Here is a 21,241-nt window from a genome sequence, read left to right on the forward strand (position 1 = left end):
ACTTCTCCACTACGCGATCGCGTCCTTCACGGTCGACGCCGACGACCACCGGACGACCTGCTCGAGCCCGTGTCGGCACAGGAGCTCGCTCTCGTTGAAATAAACGAACGGTTTGGCGCCCGTCTCCATGCCGGTCTGCATCGATTCGATGTTGCCGAGATCCTCGAGCATGCCGTCGGAGATGTGCGACGTGAAATGCTCGAGCTGCAGGCGCTCGCGCACGCTCTTCGGTTTCTTGTTGTAGAAGCGCGCCTCCCAGATCGTCGTATTCACCGACGTCGGCCAGAATTCATGTGTCCAGAACTGGTTCGCCGAGACCTGCAGATGCCAGTTGGGAAAGAACCAGTTCACGTCCTGCGACCAGTTCGGATGCCGATCGGGGTTCACGCCGCGATGCTCCGTGAGCGGATTGGCCTGCGCGACGTTGCGCGTGCCGGTCACCGTTTCGCCCGCCGAAAACAGCCAGCGCGCTACCTTCGCCTTCTCCGGCACCGCGACGTTCTGGTTCAGCCAAAGCGAGAACGAGCGATGGGCGCCGCGCAGGTTCGCGCTCAGGGGCCGCCCGAACGGATTCTCCCTGCCGGTGTAGATGGGCGCGAACGTCTTCGGGTGGATCGACGCGATGTGATACACCTCGCTGAAGTTCTCGGCCACCGCCTTCCAGTTCGCCTTGAATTCGCCGCGCAGCACGATCGTGTTGTCGGCGTTCGGATAGTCGATGCCAGACAGCGCTTCCGCCATCGGACCGAGAAACTCGGCGAGGCTCACCTCCGGCGCGGGCGCCATGTTGATGAAGATCCAGCCGTCCCACACGTCGAGTGCGACGGGTGTGAGCCCGCATTTCTTCCGGTCGAGATGGAAGAAACCGGCTTCGTCGGGCACGTTCGCCAACTCGCCCGCGTTGCCGTATCCCCAGCTGTGATAACGGCAGACGAAACGCTTGGCGTTACCGCTCGGGCGGTGCTCCACGATGTTCGCGCGATGCGCACACACGTTGTGAAACGCGCGGACGTTGCCGTCCTCCGAACGCGCGACGATCACGGACGCCTTCGCAACCGCAAGATCCTTCACGAAGAAATCGCCCGGCTTCGGGATCCGCTCGACACGGCCCACCATCAGCCACGCACGGCGGAAGATTCGTTCGCGTTCGATTTCGTATTGTTCCGGATCCGTGTACAGCGTGGTCGGCATCGGCTTCGTCGACAGGCCGACGGATTCGGTCAAGCTCGGTTTGAGTTCGCCAGGGTGATTCATGCCAGCTCCTTAAAAGGGTTTGGGTGCGGGATTCGAATCAAATCGACGTGGCGCGCTCAACCGTGCGGCTGAAAGCCGGTAGTGATCGTCAATGCGTGAACCGGCGGCGCATGCCTGATGCCCGACGTCTCGTGCATCTCGACTGCGATCGCGGCGTGGCACATCGCGAGCAGCAAGCGAAACAGGTTCTGCTCCGGCATTGGCATGTCGTCGAGCGGAAACTGCTCGAGATGGACAGTCGCCTCCGCGCGGACATCGCTTCGTAAAACGCCACAATCTCCGCGTACGGCGTGGCCGCCCGATTGATCCAGCGCGCGTGCGACGTCGGCGCATTCCAGCGATCGAGAAACGGTTCGAGGGATTCGAAGCCTATGGGCAAACGCTTCGAATCGCGTGATTCATCGTCAGTCATCGTGCTCCTCCAATTTGAAACGCAACACCCGAGCCCGAAATGAGCTGCAGCGCATCGCGTCATCTCAAAGCGTCATGCGTACCCTCGCGACATCAGCACCCAGATGTCCGCGCGCCATCTTTCCGGCTTCGACCTGGGGTGCCATCGGCTTCGCACGCCACCAGAAACGTTTCGCATTCCGTACTTCAAAATACATGGCGATATCCGAGCTGATTCGGCCTGTTCGAGGTCCGCGCATTTATCTAACTAACGATAGCTTGATTACAAGAATGCGTGCGCTCCATCCGGTCAAACCCCTATGCGAATGCCTGTTTCAGGAGGATTGGGACGAGCTTGCCAAGCAACAACAAGCCCGACGACGCTACGTGCGAAGTTCGCGTGGCAGCTCAGGTGTCGTGGCAACCGTGCTTAGTGGATAACACTCATGGCGAATCACTTTGGGGCACGCCAAACTAACTAACAATTGTTCGATTAAATGCGATGTGCCGGTGGAACCGCCGATGCGCCGCACCGAAATCAAGATTGCACGGATGCGAATGACCCGACGGGCGCGCATTCAGCCTATCGGCTCGACACCAACCCTTCACATGAATCCATCGACCGCATTGGAGATAAGATGAGGAATGCCATGAATGACGTACCACCCATCGACGGCGTGGATGAAGCACCAACGGGACAATCGTCGCCAAGAGTGGTCCACGACAGTCTTCGGTCGTGGTACATCCTGGTCATCGTCACGCTGGCATATTCGCTTGCGTACATCGACCGCCAGCTTCTCAATCTGCTCGTCGATCCGATCCGGCATTCGCTTGGTATCTCCGACACGCAACTCAGCCTCGTGCAAGGGGTCGCATTCATTTCCGCGTACCTGATCGCATCACCGCTATTCGGTCGACTCGTCGACGTAACCAACCGGCGCAACATCCTGCTGGTCGGCATTTGCCTATGGTGCATTTTTACGGCGCTGTGCGGCAAGGCCACGACGTTCCAGGGCCTGTTCCTGGCGCGCTTTGGCGTCGGGGCTAGTGAAGCATGCGTGTTCCCGATCGCGTTGTCGCTGATTGCCGACTGCTTTTCGGCGAAGCAGATGCCGCGCGCGATGAGCGTGTTCATTCTCGGCCCGATGCTTGGCGGTGGACTCTCTCTCGTCGCCGGCGGCCTCGTCATCTCGTTCACCCGCAACGTTCGCCAGCAATTACCAGCGCTCGCCGGATTCGAGACCTGGCAACTGGCATTCGTGTTGATCGGGCTTCCAGGCATGCTGTTTGCGTTGCTCGTGTGGCTGACCGTGCGCGAGCCCATGCGCAGCAAGGTCGTCAGCGGTAGCGCGGACGACCGCCAGTTCTCGACCCGCGAATCCGCCGCATTTCTTTGGGCTCGGCGCGGGTTCTACGCACGCATATTGCTCGGCGTCGGCATGCTCGCCATTGTCGTGCTGGGCATGCCCGCGTGGATGCCGACCTACCTGATCCGTTCGCACGGCATGCCCGCTGCGCTGGTCGGATTTCGTTTCGGCGCGCTGGTGGTCTGCTGCGGAATTGCGGGGGCACTGTCGGGCCCCTGGGTGGTGCGCCGCTTCGAACAGCGCGGCTATGAGGACGCACCGTTGCGCGCGGCAGCGTTCGCGATGATCCCGATGTTGCTGTGCTGCGCGAGTATCCCGTTTGTGCCTGATGCAACGGGTACGCTGGTCGCAGCCGGCGGCACCGTGTTTTTCTTTACGCTGCCGACGGGGTGCATGGCCGCGGCTCTGCAACTCGTCGCGCCCAGCCGCATGCGCGGCACCGTCGGGGCGCTCTACTCGTTCTTCGCGCAGTTGATCGGTTTTGGGCTCGGACCTACGCTGATCGCAGTCTTCACCGACCGTGTGTTCGGCAATCCGAAGATGGTCGGTGGCTCGATCGGGATCATCTGTACGATCGCGTCCGCTCTCGCTGCGTGGCTGCTGTTCGGCGCACTGCCTCATTATCGTCGTCTGCTCGCGGAGGAGCGTGGCACGCATATAGGTTGACGTGGATTTGGACGAGACCAGTAAGCGCGCGACCAACGTTGCGCGCCATCGATACACGATTTCAATGCGGATGGGCATGCCGCGCGCACCGTACTAAACGCGGTGGCGGGTCGGGTGCCATGTACGAGACCGAACCCGGTCGGGCTCTCGTCGAGTCACTCGCGTCGGAACACGATTCGCACATTACATAAATAGTATTTGTTAATTTAAAAGGGTCGAATCTTTACACCCCATAACCTCGCCACCGCCGACAAGGTATGCATATTGCACCGTAGCCTCATCTTTCCTCGCCAACATAGGAGAACCGATGAGCGATCCCACCACAAATTCCGGCACGACTGCGAAATCGGTGCCGTCCCCACGAGACCCACATCTTCGCGCGCTGGCGAACTGTATCTGCTTCCTCACGATGGATGCAGTCCAGAAAGCCAACAGCGGTCATCCCGGTGCGCCAATGGGATTGGCTGACGTCGCGACCGTCCTGTTCAAGGAGTTCATCCAATTCGATGCATCGGACCCCCACTGGATCGATCGAGACCGGTTGGTACTTTCCAACGGCCACGCGTCGATGCTCCTCTACAGCCTCCTCTATCTCACCGGCTATTCCGACATGACCCTGGACGAGCTCAAGCGGTTCCGGCAAGTCGGCAGCAAGACACCCGGTCATCCGGAGTACTCGCATGCCGATGGCATCGAACTGACTACCGGTCCCCTCGGACAAGGCATCGCGGACTCCGTCGGCATGGCGTTGGCCGAACGCGTGATGAATGCGAACTTCGGCGATGATCTCGTCGATCACTACACATACGTATTTCTCGGTGACGGTTGCCTGATGGAGGGCATCAGCCACGAGGCCATTTCGTTGGCCGGCCACCTCCGGTTGGGCAGACTGATCGCGTTCTGGGACAACAATTCGATTTCCATCGACGGGGCCACCAAGCTCGCTGTCTCGGACAACGAAATCGAGCGCTTTCACTCGGCTGGATGGCACGTCCTGGAAATCGACGGCCACGATACGGATGCGATACGGCGTGCTATCGAGACCGCTCGGACAACGAATGACAGACCGACCTTGATCGCATGCAGGACGATCATCGGTTTCGGCTTTCCGACGAAGGCTGGAACCGAGAAAGCCCATAGCGACGCGCCGGGCGAGGATGAAATCGCGGGCGCACGACAGACCCTCGACTGGCATTCACCGCCGTTCGAAATCCCGGATGACCTGCTGAAAGCATGGCGGGAGGTCGGGGCGCGCGGCCGCGACGCAAGACTCGCGTGGGAAGAGCGTGTCCGCCGGGCACCGCAGGCGCTGCGTACCGAATTCGAGCGGCGCAATGCGGGCAAGCTTCCCGATGACTGGAAGCAGGCCATTGCCGCGGCACGGCAGGCTTTTATTGCCAGTGGTCGTGAAATGGCCACCCGCAAGGCCAGCGGCGAAGTGCTTGACCGTCTCTTCGACGTGATTCCGGAATTGCTCGGCGGCTCGGCGGACCTTACGGTGTCCAACAATACGAAGACAAAAAATCAAATCGCAATCGAGCCTGGCCGGTTCAAAGGTTCATACCTTCACTACGGCGTCCGCGAACACGGCATGGCCGCGGCCATGAACGGCATTGCCCTTCATGGAGGCCTCATTCCGTACGGTGGCACCTTCCTTTGTTTTTCGGACTACTGTCGACCGGCGATCCGGTTAAGCGCGATGATGCGGGTGCGATCCATCTTCGTGATGACGCACGATTCCATCGGTCTCGGCGAAGATGGCCCGACTCATCAACCCGTTGAACATCTTGCCGCCCTTCGGGCCATTCCCCAACTCGCCGTCTATCGGCCGGCCGATCCAGTCGAAACGGCAGAGTGCTGGGAACTGATTCTCGAACAGCCCCGCAGGGCTGCCCTCCTCGCATTGTCACGACAGCCGGTCCCGCTCCTGCGCAACGAGCCTGGAAACGAAAACAAGTCGGCACGGGGTGCCTATATTTTGCGGGAGGCCGATGGCGGACCGCGCCAACTCACGCTGCTCGCGACAGGTTCGGAGGTCGACCTCGCCGTCCAGGCACGCGACGTCCTGCAGCACGAAGGCGTGCCGACGGCCGTTGTATCGATGCCGTGCCGCCTGCTCTTCGAGGAGCAGCCACGCGATTACCAACGGGCCGTGCTGGGCACCTCTCCCGCGAGAGTCGCGGTCGAGGCGGCGGTCGAACTGGGATGGGAGCGGTACATCGGTCCGGAAGGCCGGTTCGTCGGAATGCACAGTTTCGGCGAGTCCGGGAAAATCAAAGACGTGTACGACAAGTTTGACATTACGGTAGATGCGGTTGTTCGCGCGGCGCACCAGGTGTTATCCGAAGTGTGACATTGCTGCGATCCGCTCGGGATGCGATGACCTCGCAGGGCTCGTGGATGTGCTTGGAGAAGTGGGCGGCCCCGATTTTTCGGTGGATTCTCGCGTAGCGTTAGAATAGCGCCCCTTCTCATGGGAGACGAAAATGTCCTGGTTCGTATACGAAGTGCCCGAATACCACGAAGACGCTGCGCGCATCGAGCCCTTCAGCGACCTGCGCAGCCGTGTGCTGCAAGTCAGTGGCGCGGCCATGGCCGATGAACTGGAAAGCGTTCGCGAGAACGCCGCGGCAACGGCGGACACTCCCGATCGTCCCCTGCGCACTCCGGAAAATCCGCATGTCTTTCCGATTCCTTACGCCGACTCCATGATCCTGGTCGGGTTCATCTTCGATTTGAAACGCGAATTCCGGCAACTGGTCGTGTCGCCCGTGGAAATGCCCTGGTTGAACGACGCGTAAAAGCTGGCCCCAGCGGAAGCCGACGGAAAAAGTCGAGCGTGCTCGCGAGCCAGTTCGAATAGTCAGCGCGCTCGACAGAATGACCCGGCGCACCAGAACGAGTGCCTAGAAATTGCGCGCCACGCCGACCATGAACATGTCCTGGTCCTTGTCGTTGCCGGTTGCGACGCGATTGAAGCGCAAGCTTGCCGCCCAATCGTTCGTGACCTGATAGGTTACTTGCGCGCTGAGCAACGCATTGAGTCGCGTCTTGCCCGAGGTCTCGTCCCGATCCCGCGAGAGATACGGACCGACGCCTGCCGACAGCGTCCATTTGCTCTTGATCGGCGCGACGTACCAGAATTGCGCGGCCACGCCTCGTCGGCCGGCAACGCCATTGTTGCCTTCGTAGACGAAGCTCGCCGAATAAGCCCACGCATTGCCGAGCGGCCGCTTGACTTCGACCATGTATCCCTTTTCGATCGGCACTTGAGGACGGTTCGTCTGCGACGTCCCGGCCCAGACGCTGACCTGCGTCTTGCCGTCCGAAAACGCCGGGCGAGGATCGCCGCCGAAATCCGAGCCGATGCCGAAGAGCACGGCGTCGGAATTGAATCCGCCAATCATCTGGACGTGGTTGTACTGCACCTTGAGGAAGAAGCGCTTGGGCACGACGTAATACCGCACCGCCGCCGACGCACGCACACCCCAGCGCTTTTCATTGCGTGCCCGGTCGTCGACATGTGTCGTGTCCATGCTGAAATACGGGCCCGCCGAAAATTCGAGCGCCAGACGACTGCCGACCGGCCAACGAAACGAACCCAGGGCAGCGAAGCCGTCGCGATGATGATCCGCCGGATGCCCTTCGTTCAAGTATGCAAGGTAGACCGACAGGTAATCGTTCAAGACGTCGCCGAAGCCGACTTCGTACGCACGCCAATGCATATCGCCACCCTCGGTCGCGCGCCCGTCGCCATACACCGCATAGGCGTTGAGCGTTCGCTCAGATGATTTGAGCCCGCCCGGCGGGCTCGAAGGATCGTCCTCGGCGTGCGCGGGTACCGGGCACGCCAGCATGGTCAGACCGGCGATCGAGCTGGCGAGGACCCAGCGCGAACGGATGCGACGGCAGTCTTCCATTTGGACACCCTCCTCACCTTGGTAACCGCGATTTGCCGGAAAGGTTGATAGCGATTATAGGCGGCGCCCGGTCGGACGGCTGACGTGCACCGCATGCCGACATCGGGCGATCAGGCGGCGGCCCTCACGGCGCGGCCGCGACCCGCCACTTGCCCGCCGGAATCGGGGAACGACCGGTGAGCCGTCGCCCCCCTTGAAATTCACGCGGCGTATCCTATTTTAGGTATCGCTCAAGGCAGTCGCGGCTTACGCGCTGCGTGTTTCGATTTGTTAGTCAGCGACCCTCTCGCGGATGGACGAACTGGAGCGCGTGGTCCGGTACGTCCCCCGCAGGGGGCACAACAGGAGCGAGTCATGAGCGATATCTTCTTCCCCTCCGATCTGCTGGCGGAATTCGACCGCCTGCAACGGCAGATGGCCGGTATGTTCACGGGCTTGCCGGCCAGTCTGCGCGCCCCGCGGCCCGGTGCGTTTCCACCGGTCAATATCGGCAGTACCGACGACACGGTGGAGATCGTCGCCTTCGCGCCGGGTCTCGACCCCGCCAGGATCGACATCTCCGTCGATCGCCGGCTACTGTCGATCAGCGGCGAGCGCACACCGCCGGACGATGGCACGACCGACGACGAGCGGCGCGTCTACGCGAACGAACGTTTCATGGGCGCATTCCGCCGCGTGATCGAACTGCCGCAACATGCGGACCCCGACAAGATCGAGGCCCGCTATACGAACGGCTGCCTGACGATCAGCATCGGCAAGTCGGAAGCATCGAAGCCGCGCGCGATTGCGGTCCAGTAAGCAGCACGACGTCACGAACGCATGACGGAGGACATCATGAGTGACACCAATACGACCGAACTGACGACCCGTGCGGCCGACACTCGAACGGCCGTGACGAACCGTGAAGCGGCTCAGCACGACACGCCGCGCACGCGTATTGCGCCGGCCGTCGACATCGTCGAGGATGCGCACGGCATCACGTTGTACGCGGACCTGCCGGGCGTGCCGCGCGAGAAGCTCGACGTCCGCGTGCACGACGGCAGCCTTGCCATCGAAGCGGAGGCCGTCGTTCCGACGCCAGCGGGATTGCGCCTGCAGCACGGCGAAGTGCAGCATCCGCACTTCTCGCGCGCATTCACGCTCAGCCCGGATTTCGACGTGTCGCGCATCGACGCGCAACTGCGCGACGGCGTGTTGAAACTGAGCATCCCGCGGCGCGAGGAAGCGAAACCGCGGCGGATCGAGGTGATGGCGGGGTAAACGGACGCGCCGGGCGCGTTTCATCGACCCGGCGCGGTCCGCGTCGCTTGCGCCGCTTCGACCGCCGGGTGCGGGCACCCGCGCTTACGGTCGCGGCGTGAAGTACCGGCACCGCGCAAGCGAGTCGTCGCACATGTCGTATTTCCATGCAGGAGGCATCCGATGCAGATCAACAGGACGATCGAACATGGCGGATATACGGTCCGGGCCGTGGTGACCGACACGGAGACGGGCCGCTATTCGGCGACGGCGATCCTCATGGATCGCGACGGTGAAAGCCGGGCGCTCGGCGTCGACGGCGACTTCGCCGATACCCGCGAAGCATGCGACCAGGCGCTCGAACTCGGGCTCGCATGGATCCAGCGACGGTCGGTCGTGTCGGACCGGTATGTGAGACGAAATCGAGCCGGGCCGAGCCGCGATTTGGACAAGGTACCGCGCGCACGACGACAAGCCTGACGCACGTTGCGCTTGCCATCGGCGACGGCCCGGCTGCCACGCCGGCGAACAGGTTTGCCGCGGGGTTACCGTGCGCGGGTAGCCGGGTCACTCACCGACGCTCAAACCGCCAGGCACCGGCATTTGACGGTCCGATGGTCGCCGATGCCGGCGTGCGCCCCGCCGCGGCCGAACCCCGACCGCTTCGCATCGCCGACCGGCGAGATCTCGTTTCGCATCGACACGCGGGTGTCGAACGATCGCCCGATCATCCGAGCCAAGACTTGATGTTCGCGCCCATCGCGCCAGCCGAGATCCCGTACCGCTCGTGCAACGTCGGCAGCGCGCCCGCGGCGAGGTATGCATCCGGCAGTGCGATCTGCCGGAACGGGACCGCGACGCCGGCGCCGAGCAACGCGGTCGCGACCGCTTCGCCGAGGCCGCCGATCACCGTATGGTTCTCGGCGACGATGACCATGCGCCCCCTGCGCGCGGCCTCGCGGACGATGGTCGCCGTATCGAGCGGCTTGATCGTCGGTACGTGCAGCACGGCGACATCGACGCGATCGCCCTGAAGCGCCTTCGCTACCTCGAGCGCGCGCATCGTCATGATCCCGGACGAGATCAGCAGCACGTCGTTGCCGTCGCGCAGCAGCTTGGCCTTGCCGAGTTCGAAACGGTAATCGTATTCGTCGAGCACGGCCGGCACGTTGCCACGCAGCAGGCGGGCGTACACCGGCCCCTTGTGCGCGGCGATGGCCGGCACCATCTGTTCGATGTCCAGCGCGTCGCACGGATCGATCACGGTCATGTTCGGCATCGCGCGCATCAGCGCCAGATCCTCGGCGGCCTGGTGGCTCGGCCCGTAGCCGGTCGTGAGCCCCGGCAATGCGCACACCAGCTTCACGTCGAGATTGTCCTCGGCAATCGCCTGATGAATGAAGTCGTACGCCCGGCGCGTCGCAAACACCGCATAGGTGGTGACGAACGGCTGCGCGCCTTCGTGCGCGAACCCGGCGGCGGCCCCCATCAGTAGTTGCTCGGCCATGCCCATCTGGTAGTAACGTTCGGGGAAGGCCTTCGCGAAGATGTGCAGGTCGGTGTACTTGCCGAGATCGGCCGTCATCCCGATCACGTTGTCGTTCGTGCGGGCGAGTTCGGTCAGCGCATGGCCGAACGGCGCAGCGCGGGTCGCCTGCCCTTCCGCCGCGATGGACGCGATCATCGCCGACGTCTTCAGACGCGGCTTGTTGTCGACGGTGCTCATGCCTGTCTCCCTGCTTCGAGTGCGTCGAGCGCGAGTTGCCACTCGTGCGCATCGACGCGGATGAAATGGCTCTTCTCGCGTGCCTCGAGGAACGGCACGCCGCACCCCATCTTCGTGTCGCAGACGATGATGCGCGGCTGCGGCGCGCCATGCCGGCGCGCCTGGTCGAACGCACGCTTCACCGCGTCGATGTCGTTGCCGTCCACGCGTTGCACGTACCAGCCGAACGCCTCGAGCTTGTCGACCAGCGGCTCGAACGCCATGACCTGGGTCGACGGGCCGTCGGCCTGCTGGTTGTTCACGTCGACGATCGCGATCAGGTTGTCGAGCCGCCAGTGCGCGGCCGACATCAGCCCTTCCCAGATGGCTCCTTCGTCCAGCTCGCCGTCCGAGAACAGCGTGTAGACGAACGCATCCGAGCCCTTGCGCTTCAGGCCGAGACAACGGCCGACCGCGATCGTCAGGCCCTGCCCGAGCGAGCCGCCGGACATTTCCATGCCGGGCGTATAGCTCGCCATGCCGGACATCGGCAAACGGCTGTCGTCGCTGCCATAGGTCTCGAGTTCCGCGGCCGGCAGGATGCCGGCTTCGAACAGCGCCGCGTACAGCGCGATCGCATAGTGCCCGTTGGACAGCAGGAAGCGGTCGCGCCCTTCCCATTCGGGATCGTCGGCGCGATAGCGCATCGCGCCGAAATACGCGACGGCCAGCACGTCGGCGATGTCGAGCGCCTGGCCGACATAGCCCTGCCCCTGCACTTCGCCCATCAGCACGGCGTTTCTACGGATGCGGTACGCGCGCTCGGCGAGCGTGGCCGCTTCATGGATGGTTTCGTTGTCCATCGATAGCTCCATTATCGGATCGGAAGGAATACAAATCGAATCAGCGGTTGACGGATCGCGGAACGAGGAACACCAACAGCGCACCGACCGCGATCGCGACGGAGATGAACACGAGTCCCGCGGTGGACTTGCCGGTCAGGTCGTTCAGCCAGCCGACAATCGCCGGCGAGAAGAAACCGGCGAGGTTCGCGAAGCAATTGACCGCGGCGATGCCCGCCGCCGCCGACACCCCGCCCAGCAATGCGGTCGGCAGCGACCAGAACTGCGACGACGACGCGAGGATGCCGGCGGACGCGATGCTCAGGCACACGATCGACGCGCCGACGCTGCCGAGCATCGGCAACGTGGCGAAGCCCGCCGCCGCGACCAGCATCGGCACCGCGAGATGAAGGCGGCGCTCGCGGCGACGATCCGCGCTGATGCCGATCAGCGGCAGCGCGACGATCGCACAGGCATACGGAATCGCGGTGAACAGGCCGACCCACAGCGGATCGGCAACGCCGGCCTTGCGAATGATCGTCGGCAGCCAGAACGTGAGGCCGTACTGGCCGAGCACCACGCAGAAGTAGATCGCCGCCATCAGCCACAGGCGTCGGTCCGCGACGAACGTACGGATCGACAGGTGGGCGGTGGTGTGCTCGGCATCGGCCGACACGTTGCGCGCCAGGAGGGATTTTTCGGCGTCGGTCAGCCATTTCGCGCCGGCGATGCCATCGTCGAGATACAGCAGGATCGCGAAACCCAGCACGAACGAAGGCAGCGCCTCGAGCAGAAACAGCCACTTCCAGCCCGCCATCGACATCGCGCCGTGCAGGGAATGCATGATCGCGCCCGACAGCGGCCCGCCGATGATCCCGGCGAGCGGAATCGCCATGAAGAACAGCGACAGCGCCTTCGCGCGCCGCGCCGACGGGAACCAGTACGTGAGGTACAGGATCACGCCCGGCGCGAAGCCTGCTTCGGCGACGCCGAGCAGAAACCGCAGCACGTAGAACGCGGTGGGCGACTTGACGAACACGAAGCTCGCCGAGATCGCCGCCCACGTCAGCATGATGCGCGCGAGCCAGCGACGCGCGCCGACGCGATGCAGGATCAGGTTGCTCGGCACCTCGAACAGAAAATAGCCGAGGAAGAAGATGCCTGCGCCCATGCCGTAGACCGTCTCGCTGAAGCGCAGGTCGTTGAGCATCTGCAGTTTCGCGAAGCCGACGTTGACACGGTCGAGATACGCGCCGAGATAGCACAACATCAGGAACGGGATCAGCCGTCGGGCAACCTTCGCGTAGGTGGCCGCCTCGAACGTCGGCGCATCGTCCCGTTGCAGCGTCTCGCCCTGGACCGGCGGTGCGGGGTACTTTGCTCTCATCTTTGTCTCCTGCCATGGCCCCGGGTCGTCCCGGGTGCATGATGGTCGGCGCCGCGCATCGGGCGGCGCCGTTCTCAGTGAATCAGCATCCCGCCATTGACGTCGAGCGTGACGCCCGTCAGATAGCTCGACAGGTCGCTCAGCAGGAACAGGCACGCATTGGCGACGTCGGCGGCATCGCCGAGCCGGCCGAGCGGAATGCCCTTGATGATGTCCTCGCGCATGTCGGGCGTCAGCTTGTCGCCGGTGATGTCGGTCTGGATCAGGCCCGGCGTGATCGAATTGACGCGGATGCGCTCGGCGCCGAATTCGCGTGCCATCGCCTTCGCGAGGCCGAGCACGCCGGCCTTGGCGGCGCTGTAGTGCGGGCCGCCGAAAATGCCGCCGCCGCGTTGCGCGGATACCGACGACATGCAGACGATGCTGCCGCTGCGCTGCGCCTTCATCGCGGGCAACACCGCCTGCGACATGTAGAGCGTGCCGCGCAGGTTCACGTCGACGATCGCATCGAAGTCGCGCGCCGAGATATCCAGCGTGCGCACGGGCTGCGTGATGCCGGCGTTGTTCACGAGGCCGTCGATACGGCCAAAGTGCTCCAGCACCGCGCGGGCTGCCGCCACGCACGCGTCGCGGTCGGTCACGTCGCACGCGAAGCCGAGATGATCCGGGCCGAGTTCGGCGGCGGCCGCTTGCGCGTCTTCGCGGCGCAGGTCGAGGATCGCCACGCGTGCGCCCTGCGCGGCCAGCGCGCGGGCCGTGGCCTTGCCGATACCGCGCGGCGATGCGGCGCCGGTCACGATGATGGCCTTGTCGTCGAGCAACATGGTTCGTCTCCTGTGTTGATGTGTGTGCAGAGTGTCGGCTCGGCGGACACCCGCATCAACGCGGAAACGCTCAGACATCGTTGAGAAAATTTCAGGTGACGGCGCGCGGCCGGTGCTGCAGCGCAATATCGCGAGCGCCGTCGGGCGCCGCGTTCAAGCCGGCCGCGCGTGCGCCGCCACTTCCCGTTCGATCCATGCCAGGAAGCGCTTCACGCGCGGCAGCTCCGCGTTCTGCCGCGGGTAAACGAGATGATGCGCGCCGACTTCGACCGCATGGGCCGCGTCGAAGACCGGCACCAGCAGCCCTTCGCGGATCTTCACCGACGCGAGCATCAGGCTTTCGAGCGCGATGCCGAGGCCCAATGCGGCGGTTTCGAGCGACATGTACGAACGGTCGAACGAAAAATCGAAGGTCTTCTGGGCCGCGAGCGGCACGCCGGTCCGGCCGAACCACTGCTTCCACTGGACCAGCGGCGTTTCGGAATAGATCAGCCGATGCGCGAGCAGGTCTTCCGGCGCGTTCACCGGATGCCGTTCGAGATAGCGCGGCGACGCGAGCGGCGCGATGAATTCGCCGCGCACGGTCCGGACCTCGAGGTTGTCCCAGTTGCCGTAGCCGTGCCGGACATCGATATCGTAAAAGCCGTTCGAGAACGACACGTTTTCGTAAGAGCACGCGAGGTTCAGCTGGATATCGCCGTTCGCCTCCTGAAACGACGACAGCCGCGGCAGCAGCCACATCAGCCCGAAGCTCGGGCTCGAATGCACGCGCAGGATGTCCACTTCGGTGCGGCTCGACGCGCGCTCGGTCGCGCGGCTCAGGTCGGCCAGCGAGCCGGTGACGTCGGCCAGGTAGCGTTCGCCGGTCGGCGTGAGGACGAGGCCGCGCCCCGAACGCTGAAACAGCGGCTGACCGATCTGCGATTCGAGGTTGCTGAGCTGATGGCTCACCGCGGACGCGGTCAGGCCGAGCTCTTGCGCCGCACGGTTGACGCTTTTGGTCCGGGCGACGCTTTCGAACGCAATGATGGCCTTGAGCGGCGGAATGCGCATGCTGGAGTCCGTTGAAGAGAGCGGCTCGCCCGGCTGGCCGGGGCTAACGCCGGCGCTGAATCGTTGCCCGGGCAAAAGCGATACGGTACAACAGGAAGCGCGCCGGGACGATCGATTCGCGGCGTGGCCTCGGCTGGGCAGCACACCGCGCCGCGCCAACGCCGCCGCATGGACGACGCGACACGCATGGCGCGGACCGAATCATGCAAAATGCTGCGCATCTGAGTGGCGGAGAGTGACCGGTGGGCATCAATTTCGATTTGACCGACTTGCAGGCGTTTCGCGCGGTCGTGGAAACGGGCAGTTTCCGCAAGGCCGCCGAAGCGGTCAGCCTCTCCCAGCCCGCGTTGAGCCGCCGGATCGACAAGCTCGAGGACGCACTCGGCGTGCGGCTGTTCGAACGCACCACGCGCCGCGTCGCACTCACCACCGTCGGCCGCGTGTTCGCGCAGAGCGCCGAACAACTGCTCGACGATCTCGACGCCGCGCTGCTCGGCATCCGCGACGTGTCGTCGAGCCGCCTGGGCCACGTGACGATCGCCTGCGTGCCGTCGGTCGCCTACTACTTCCTGCCCCCCATCATCGCCCGCTATCATCAGCGCTTTCCGCGCATCAGGGTGAAGCTGCTCGACGCCGGCGCCAACGAGGTGCTCGGCGCCGTGATCAGCGGCGAGGCGGATTTCGGCGTGAGCTTTATCGGCAGCCAGGAGGCGGAGATCGAATTCAAGGTGCTGCTCCAGGAACGGTTCGTCGCCGCGTGCCGCCGCGACCATCCGCTCGCGCGCAAGAAGCGCGTGACCTGGAACGAACTTTACGAACACGATTACGTATCGGTGGACAAGACTTCCGGTAACCGCCTGCTGCTCGACCAGGCATTGGCCGCCGTCGCGCCGCGTAAGCCGAGCGTCTGCGAGGCGCGCCACGTCACGACCCTGCTCGGGCTGATCGAGGCGGGGCTCGGCGTCGCCGCGGTGCCATCGATGGCGATGCCGGGGCATGACCACCCGGTCCTCACGAGCGTGCCGCTCGTCGAGCCGGCCGTGAAACGGCGCGTGGGCATCGTCAAGCGGCGCGGGCGCTCGCTGACGCCGGCCGCCGAGGCGTTTCACCGGATGATCGTCGACGCGAAGCGCGGCGACGCCGTCGGCAGCGGCACATCGGCATGACGACGCCGGAACGCAAACGAAGGAAGATTGCATCGTGAGGTGGACCCGGCTGCTCAAATCGCTTTACGTGCAGGTCCTGCTCGCGATGATGCTCGGCATCGCCATCGGTCACGTGTGGCCGGCGGCGGGCTCGATGCTCAAGCCGCTCAGCGACGCGTTCGTCGGGCTCGTGAAGATGACCATCGCCCCGATCGTCTTTTGCACGATCGTGTCGGGCATCACGTCGTTGTCGAACGGGCGGGCCATCGGCCGCACGATCGTGCGGGCGCTCGCGCTCTTCTATCTGTTGACGGCCGCCGCGCTCGCGCTCGGGCTCGTCACCGCGTACGGGCTGCAACCGGGCGCCGGCATGCACATCGACGTCCATCATCTGGATGCGAGCATCCTGGCGCCGTACGCGAAGCATGCGGAGCCGCGCAGCCTGGTGGCGTTCGCGCTCGGCGTGATTCCGGATACGATGCTCGGCGCGTTCGCCAGCGGCGAAGTGTTGCCGGTGCTGCTGCTGTCGCTGTTGTTCGGCTTCTCGCTGAATGCGCATCCGCGCACCGCCCGCCCCGTTCTTGCGCTGATCGACGGCATCGCCCAGGTCGTCTTTCGCATCCTCGCGATGATCATGCGACTGGCGCCGCTCGGCGCGTTCGGCGCGATGGCGTTCACGGTGGGCCGCTTCGGCATCGGCTCGGTCGGTTCGCTTGCGAAGCTGATGATGTCCTTCTACGTGGCCTGCGCGCTGTTCGTCGCGCTGGTGCTCGCACCGCTCGCGCGGCTGCACGGCTTCGCGCTGTGGCGGCTCTTGCGTTACCTGCGCGAAGAGTTGCTCATCGTCCTCGCGACCTCGTCCACGGAGCCGGTCCTGCCGCGCCTGATCGTCAAGCTGGAAGCGCTCGGCTGCGACAAAGGCGTGGTGGGGCTCGTGCTGCCGGCCGGCTATTCGTTCAATCTGGACGGTACCGCGATCTATCTGACGCTCGCGGCGTTGTTCATCGCGCAGGCATGCGACGTCCCGCTTTCCGCGCCGCAGATCGCGACGATGCTCGCGATCATGCTGCTCACGTCCAAGGGGGCGGCCGGCGTGTCCGGCAGCGGGCTCGTCGCGCTGATCGCGACGCTCGCCGTCATGCCCGACCTGCCCGTCGCCGGGGTCGCGCTGCTGGTCGGCATCGATCGCTTCATGTCGGAAGCGCGCGCGCTGACCAGCGTGATCAGCAATGCGTGCGCGGTGATCTTCGTGTCGGCGTGGGAAGGTGCATGCGATCGCACGCGCCTCGCGCAGCGGCTCGCGTCGGCCGGGGCCGATGAAGCGCGTGCCGCGGCAGGCGGCGACGGCGACGGAAAGACGGTCTGATACGCGCCTTCCCGTCGATCGGGCTCAATGTGCGGAAACCGGATCCAGGCCGGTCGATTTCACGTCGGCCTGCACGTCGGGCGACGCAAGAAAGTCGAGCAGCGCCTTCGCTTCCCGCGGATGCTGCGCGCCGACCGGGATGCCGGCGGCGAAGCGCGTGACGGACTGCAGCGATTCGGGAATCTTGCCGACGAAGCTCGCCCCCTTGACGGGCAGCAGCTCGCTGACCTGCTGGAAGCCGATTTCGTAGTCGCCGTTCGCGACGACCGACGCCACCGGAATCCGCGGGATCATCTTCGCCTTCGACTTCACCTGCTCCTCGATCCCGAGCTTCTTGAACAGCGCGCGTTCGATATACACGCCGCTCGCGCTGTCCGAATAGGCGATCGATTTCGCGTGCAGCAGCACCTGCTTGAGGCCCTCGGCGGTGCTGATGTCGGGCTTTGCCGCGCCGTCGCGCACGACCATGCCGATGCGCGAGTCGGCCAGCTCGACGCGAGATTCGGGAGCGACCTTGCCTTGCTTGATCAGATCGTCCAGCGCGTAGCCGACCATGATCACGGCGTCGGCGGGCTCGCCGCGCGCGAGCCGGTTCGGAATTGCTTCGAGCGATTTGCCCATCGACGGGCCGAGCGCAGTAGCGAGCGTATTGCCCGTCGTGGACGCGAACCGGGGGCCGAGCACCTTGTAGGCGGCGGTGAAGCCGCCCGAGCTCATCACGTGCAGTTCGGCGGCCTGTACGTTGGCCGCCAACGCCGCGGTGGCGACGAGCGCGGTCGCGCAGAATGTCAGGAACGGATTTCTCATGGTCGTGGTCGTGCGGATTCGTGGATGTGGGTTGGCATGCCGGAGGGGCCGGACCTCAATGCGCCGGCGTCAACGTCGCTGCACGGCGGCGATAGAGCGCGAACGTCGCAAGCAACGCGCACATCGCGGCGAAGCTCATCCAGTAGCCCGGTGCGGCCTTGTCGCCCGTCATGTGAATGAGCCCGGTCGAGATGACCGGCGTGAAGCCGCCGAACACGGCCGTCGCGAGGCTGTACGCGAGCGAGAAGCCCGCGACGCGCACCTGCACGGGCATCACTTCCGTGAGCGCGACGATCATCGCACCGTTATAGATCCCGTACATGAACGAGAGCCAGAGCAGGACGAGCAGCATGTTGACGAACGACGGCGCGTGAGCGAGGAACGTCAGCGCCGGGTAGGCGGTCACGACGGTGAGCATCGTCATGCCGACCAGCAGCGGCCGGCGGCCGATCCGGTCGGAGAGCGCACCGCCGATCGGCAGCCACACGAAGTTCGACACGCCGACGCAAAGCGTCACGAGCAGGCTGTCGGCGGTGCTCAGATGCAGCACCGTCTTGCCGAAGGTCGGTGCGTAGACGGTGATCAGATAGAAGCTCGTCGTGGTCATCGCGACCAGCATCATGCCGGCGACCACGACGCCCCAGTTCTGGACCAGCGTACCGAACACTTCCTTCATGCCCGGACGATGCTTGCGGGCCTTGAATTCATGGGTTTCCTCCAGGTTGCGGCGCAGCATGAAGATGAACGGCACGATCATGCAGCCGACGAAGAACGGCACGCGCCATCCCCAGGCGGCGATCTGCGACGCGCTCAACCACTGATTGAGCGCGAAGCCGAGGCCCGCCGCGATGACGATCGCCACCTGCTGGCTGGCCGATTGCCAGCTCGTGAAGAAGCCCTTGCGGCCGGGCGTCGCCAGCTCGGCGAGATAGACCGATACGCCGCCCAGTTCGGCGCCCGCGGAGAAGCCCTGCAGCAGCCGGCCGGTCAGCACGAGCACGGGCGCGAGCAGCCCGATCGTCGCGTAGCCCGGCACGAACGCGATCAGGATGGTGCCGCTCGCCATGATCGTCAGCGTGACGATCAGGCCCTTGCGTCGGCCGACCTCGTCGATGTACGCGCCCAGCACGATCGCGCCCAGCGGCCGCATCAGGAAGCCGGCGCCGAACACGGCGAAGGTCATCATCAACGACGCGAACTCGCTTTGCGCGGGGAAGAAGACGTTGGCGATCTGCGTGGCGTAGAAGCCGAACAGGAAAAAGTCGAACTGCTCGAGAAAATTGCCGGCCGTGACGCGAAAGATCGCGGCGGCCTTCGAACGTTCGGCCGGAAGGCGGGACGAGGGGTGCATCGGGGTGTCTCCTGAAAACCTGAAATACGCGGGAGGGGCTGGTCGATTGTCGTTTTCCGGCATGTTGGCGCGGTATCGATCAAACGATAAGTGCGATTTTCGGAACGATTGATGCAGGATGGTTATCAATCAACATGAGCCGCATGTGTCCGGATGGCGTTCGGGCGTATTGCCGCATGCCTGGGTGACCGCACACGTTTGCGCCGTCACGCGATGCCGATGTGGCCGACGGGCGGCCATGCCGGCCTCGATTTTTCCTGAACCGTGCCGTTAACCGGGATTGGAATCCGCGCTGGCGCAATCGCAGCTGGCATCTCACAACGAGCGCGAGCATGCCCGCATTCACTTCGATCGAGAAAATCGCCGACTGGGCCGGACGCAATCCGTTCGTCGTCGGCGCGCTGGGCACGCTGATGTCGCTCGCGGCGCTCGGAATCAGCGCGGTGACGCTGTGGGCCGCGCGCAGCGAAGTCGTCGTGCACGCACATGAGACGTCGCGCAACGTCGCGGCCGTACTGGCGAGCCAGATCGCGAGGACGGTCGAAACGTCGAACACCGCGCTGGTCGCGCTGGCGGCCGATCTCGGCAAGCCGGGCGTGCAGCGCATGGACGCCGGGTTACGGCACGACCTGCTGTTCGAGCGCACCGCGGCGCAATACGTGACCGGCATGGGCGTGACCGACCGGCACGGCCGGCTGATCGACGGGTGCTGCAGCTCGACCCACCGGTGGGACTTCGGCGATCGCGACTACTTCAAGGTTCATCGCGATGCGGACAACGTCGGGCTCTACGTATCCCAGCCCTATCGCGCCCGCTCGCGCGACGGCAAGGAATCCATCGCGCTGTCGCGGCGCATCGAGCGGCCGGATCATGCGTTCGACGGGATCGCGGTCGTCGCCGTCGATCTCGCTTACTTCGAGCAGCTCCTGTCCCGTCTCGACGTCGGGCCGAACGGGGTCAGCGCGATCGTGCGCGCGGACGGCACGATCCTCGCGAGAAACCCTTCGTTGAACGAAGGCCAGATGAGCCGCCTGCGTCTGTCGAAATCCTTCAAGCGGATGGTGAACAGCGAATCGGGCTTCTATCCCGCGCGCTCGAGCCTCGACGGCACCGTGCGGTTGTATACGTACCAGCGGATACCGGGCACGCCGCTGATCGCGGTCGTCGCGCCGGCCGAAAGCGACGTGCTGGCCGGCATCCGGCGCCTGTCGTGGACGGTCGGCGTGTCGGCATCCGTGATCGGCGTATCGTTCTGCGCGGTGGTCTGGCTGCTTGCCTTCGCATTGCGGGACAACTTCCGCAAGCAGACGCTGCTGACCGATCTCACGCGTACCGATCCGTTGACCGGACTGCACAATCGTCGCGCGCTCGATACCGCGCTGGCCGACGAATGGGAGCGGCTGCAACGCGGCAGCGACGGGAGCCTGTCGGTGCTGTTCATCGACGCCGATCACTTCAAGCAGTACAACGACCGGCACGGGCACGCGCTGGGCGACACCGCGCTGCGCTTTCTCGCCGAATGCATCCGCGCGCATACGCGGCGGCGCGGCGACCTCGCCGCGCGCTACGGCGGCGAGGAATTCGTCGCGGTGTTGCCCGATACGGACGAAGACGGCGCCGCGCAGGTGGCCGACGCGATTCGCCGCGAGGTGGAACGCAACCGGCTCGACGGGTTTGCCGAAACCGTTCCGGCCTTCACCGTCAGCATCGGCTGTGCAACCGGTCGGCGCGCGCGGCATGCTTCCGTGCACGCGCTCGCGCATCAGGCGGACATGGCGCTCTACCGCGCCAAGCGCGAAGGCAGGAACCGCGTGTGTTGCGCGCGGACGGAGCCGGTCGCACAGCCGGCGTGAAGGCCCCGGTTCGAATCGGGATGGAAGGCGGAATCACCCCTGCCGATTGCGACGGCATCCCCCTCGGCACAT

The 21,241-nt window shown here is 64.6% G+C and carries 19 protein-coding genes; 9 read left to right on the plus strand and 10 right to left on the minus strand.

The genetic code is table 11. The annotated features are described in order from the left end of the window. Window positions 1–9: 9 nt before the first annotated feature. A complete protein-coding gene (locus HWX09_RS08145; RefSeq protein WP_027786647.1) occupies window positions 10–1,254 on the minus strand; it encodes an SRPBCC family protein in 1,245 nt (414 codons plus the stop codon). Window positions 1,255–1,310: 56 nt separating this feature from the next. Beyond that, a complete protein-coding gene (locus tag HWX09_RS08150; RefSeq protein ID WP_155257387.1) occupies window positions 1,311–1,454 on the minus strand; it encodes a hypothetical protein in 144 nt (47 codons plus the stop codon). 840 nt (window positions 1,455–2,294) lie between these two features. Between HWX09_RS08150 and HWX09_RS08155 the strand changes: the two genes are divergently transcribed. The 3 genes from HWX09_RS08155 (at window position 2,295) to HWX09_RS08165 (ending at window position 6,478) form a co-directional block, all read left to right on the plus strand. Further along, window positions 2,295–3,677, plus strand: coding sequence for an MFS transporter (locus HWX09_RS08155; RefSeq protein ID WP_227789672.1), 1,383 nt, complete (start codon window positions 2,295–2,297; stop codon window positions 3,675–3,677). 307 nt (window positions 3,678–3,984) lie between these two features. Next, window positions 3,985–6,030, plus strand: coding sequence for a transketolase (tkt, locus tag HWX09_RS08160; RefSeq protein ID WP_027786645.1), 2,046 nt, complete (start codon window positions 3,985–3,987; stop codon window positions 6,028–6,030). Window positions 6,031–6,163: 133 nt separating this feature from the next. After that, complete coding sequence (locus tag HWX09_RS08165) at window positions 6,164–6,478, plus strand: hypothetical protein (RefSeq protein WP_027786644.1); 315 nt, start codon at window positions 6,164–6,166, stop codon at window positions 6,476–6,478. A gap of 105 nt (window positions 6,479–6,583) precedes the next feature. Here the strand turns inward: HWX09_RS08165 and HWX09_RS08170 are convergent, their stop codons facing one another. Further along, a complete protein-coding gene (locus tag HWX09_RS08170) occupies window positions 6,584–7,597 on the minus strand; it encodes a hypothetical protein (protein WP_027786643.1) in 1,014 nt (337 codons plus the stop codon). 354 nt (window positions 7,598–7,951) lie between these two features. Here HWX09_RS08170 and HWX09_RS08175 point away from each other — a divergent pair, with 354 nt between their 5' ends. From HWX09_RS08175 to HWX09_RS08185, 3 genes are all read left to right on the plus strand, one after another. Beyond that, a complete protein-coding gene (locus HWX09_RS08175) occupies window positions 7,952–8,395 on the plus strand; it encodes an Hsp20/alpha crystallin family protein (RefSeq protein ID WP_027786642.1) in 444 nt (147 codons plus the stop codon). A gap of 36 nt (window positions 8,396–8,431) precedes the next feature. Further along, on the plus strand, window positions 8,432–8,857 hold the full coding sequence (locus HWX09_RS08180) for an Hsp20/alpha crystallin family protein (protein WP_027786641.1): 426 nt from the start codon (window positions 8,432–8,434) through the stop codon (window positions 8,855–8,857). A gap of 162 nt (window positions 8,858–9,019) precedes the next feature. Beyond that, on the plus strand, window positions 9,020–9,316 hold the full coding sequence (locus HWX09_RS08185; RefSeq protein ID WP_027786640.1) for a hypothetical protein: 297 nt from the start codon (window positions 9,020–9,022) through the stop codon (window positions 9,314–9,316). A gap of 247 nt (window positions 9,317–9,563) precedes the next feature. Here HWX09_RS08185 and HWX09_RS08190 read toward each other — a convergent pair whose 3' ends face one another. The 5 genes from HWX09_RS08190 to HWX09_RS08210 form a co-directional block, all read right to left on the minus strand. Next, the gene (locus HWX09_RS08190; RefSeq protein ID WP_027786639.1) at window positions 9,564–10,562 is read right to left on the minus strand and encodes a transketolase family protein; all 999 of its coding nucleotides are present in this window, start codon (window positions 10,560–10,562) and stop codon (window positions 9,564–9,566) included. Then, complete coding sequence (locus HWX09_RS08195; RefSeq protein WP_027786638.1) at window positions 10,559–11,404, minus strand: transketolase; 846 nt, start codon at window positions 11,402–11,404, stop codon at window positions 10,559–10,561. The genes HWX09_RS08190 and HWX09_RS08195 overlap by 4 nt, the downstream gene beginning before the upstream one ends. A 40-nt stretch (window positions 11,405–11,444) precedes the next feature. Then, window positions 11,445–12,770, minus strand: a complete 1,326-nt coding sequence (locus tag HWX09_RS08200; protein WP_027786637.1) for an MFS transporter — start codon at window positions 12,768–12,770, stop codon at window positions 11,445–11,447. A 74-nt stretch (window positions 12,771–12,844) separates the two neighbouring features. Then, the gene (locus tag HWX09_RS08205; protein ID WP_027786636.1) at window positions 12,845–13,594 is read right to left on the minus strand and encodes an SDR family oxidoreductase; all 750 of its coding nucleotides are present in this window, start codon (window positions 13,592–13,594) and stop codon (window positions 12,845–12,847) included. Between the two features lie 153 nt (window positions 13,595–13,747). Then, entirely contained in the window at window positions 13,748–14,647 is a 900-nt protein-coding gene (locus HWX09_RS08210) for a LysR substrate-binding domain-containing protein (protein WP_027786635.1), read from the minus strand. 242 nt (window positions 14,648–14,889) lie between these two features. On the opposite strand from HWX09_RS08210, the gene HWX09_RS08215 reads away from it, so the two are divergent. Beyond that, entirely contained in the window at window positions 14,890–15,813 is a 924-nt protein-coding gene (locus tag HWX09_RS08215; protein ID WP_027786634.1) for a LysR family transcriptional regulator, read from the plus strand. Window positions 15,814–15,847: 34 nt separating this feature from the next. Beyond that, on the plus strand, window positions 15,848–17,158 hold the full coding sequence (gene dctA / locus HWX09_RS08220; RefSeq protein WP_027786633.1) for a C4-dicarboxylate transporter DctA: 1,311 nt from the start codon (window positions 15,848–15,850) through the stop codon (window positions 17,156–17,158). Window positions 17,159–17,182: 24 nt separating this feature from the next. Here the strand turns inward: dctA and HWX09_RS08225 are convergent, their stop codons facing one another. Both HWX09_RS08225 and HWX09_RS08230 read right to left on the minus strand, forming a co-directional pair. Then, window positions 17,183–17,965, minus strand: coding sequence for a substrate-binding domain-containing protein (locus HWX09_RS08225; RefSeq protein WP_027786632.1), 783 nt, complete (start codon window positions 17,963–17,965; stop codon window positions 17,183–17,185). Between the two features lie 55 nt (window positions 17,966–18,020). Continuing rightward, on the minus strand, window positions 18,021–19,316 hold the full coding sequence (locus HWX09_RS08230) for an MFS transporter (RefSeq protein ID WP_027786631.1): 1,296 nt from the start codon (window positions 19,314–19,316) through the stop codon (window positions 18,021–18,023). Between the two features lie 332 nt (window positions 19,317–19,648). Between HWX09_RS08230 and HWX09_RS08235 the strand changes: the two genes are divergently transcribed. Then, window positions 19,649–21,169 (plus strand): GGDEF domain-containing protein, encoded by a 1,521-nt coding sequence (locus tag HWX09_RS08235; RefSeq protein WP_027786630.1) that lies wholly within the window; start codon window positions 19,649–19,651, stop codon window positions 21,167–21,169. Window positions 21,170–21,241 lie beyond the last annotated feature (72 nt).

It is taken from the genome of Burkholderia sp. BCC1208 (genome assembly GCF_902833095.1).
In the GTDB taxonomy this organism is placed as follows: Bacteria; Pseudomonadota; Gammaproteobacteria; order Burkholderiales; family Burkholderiaceae; genus Burkholderia.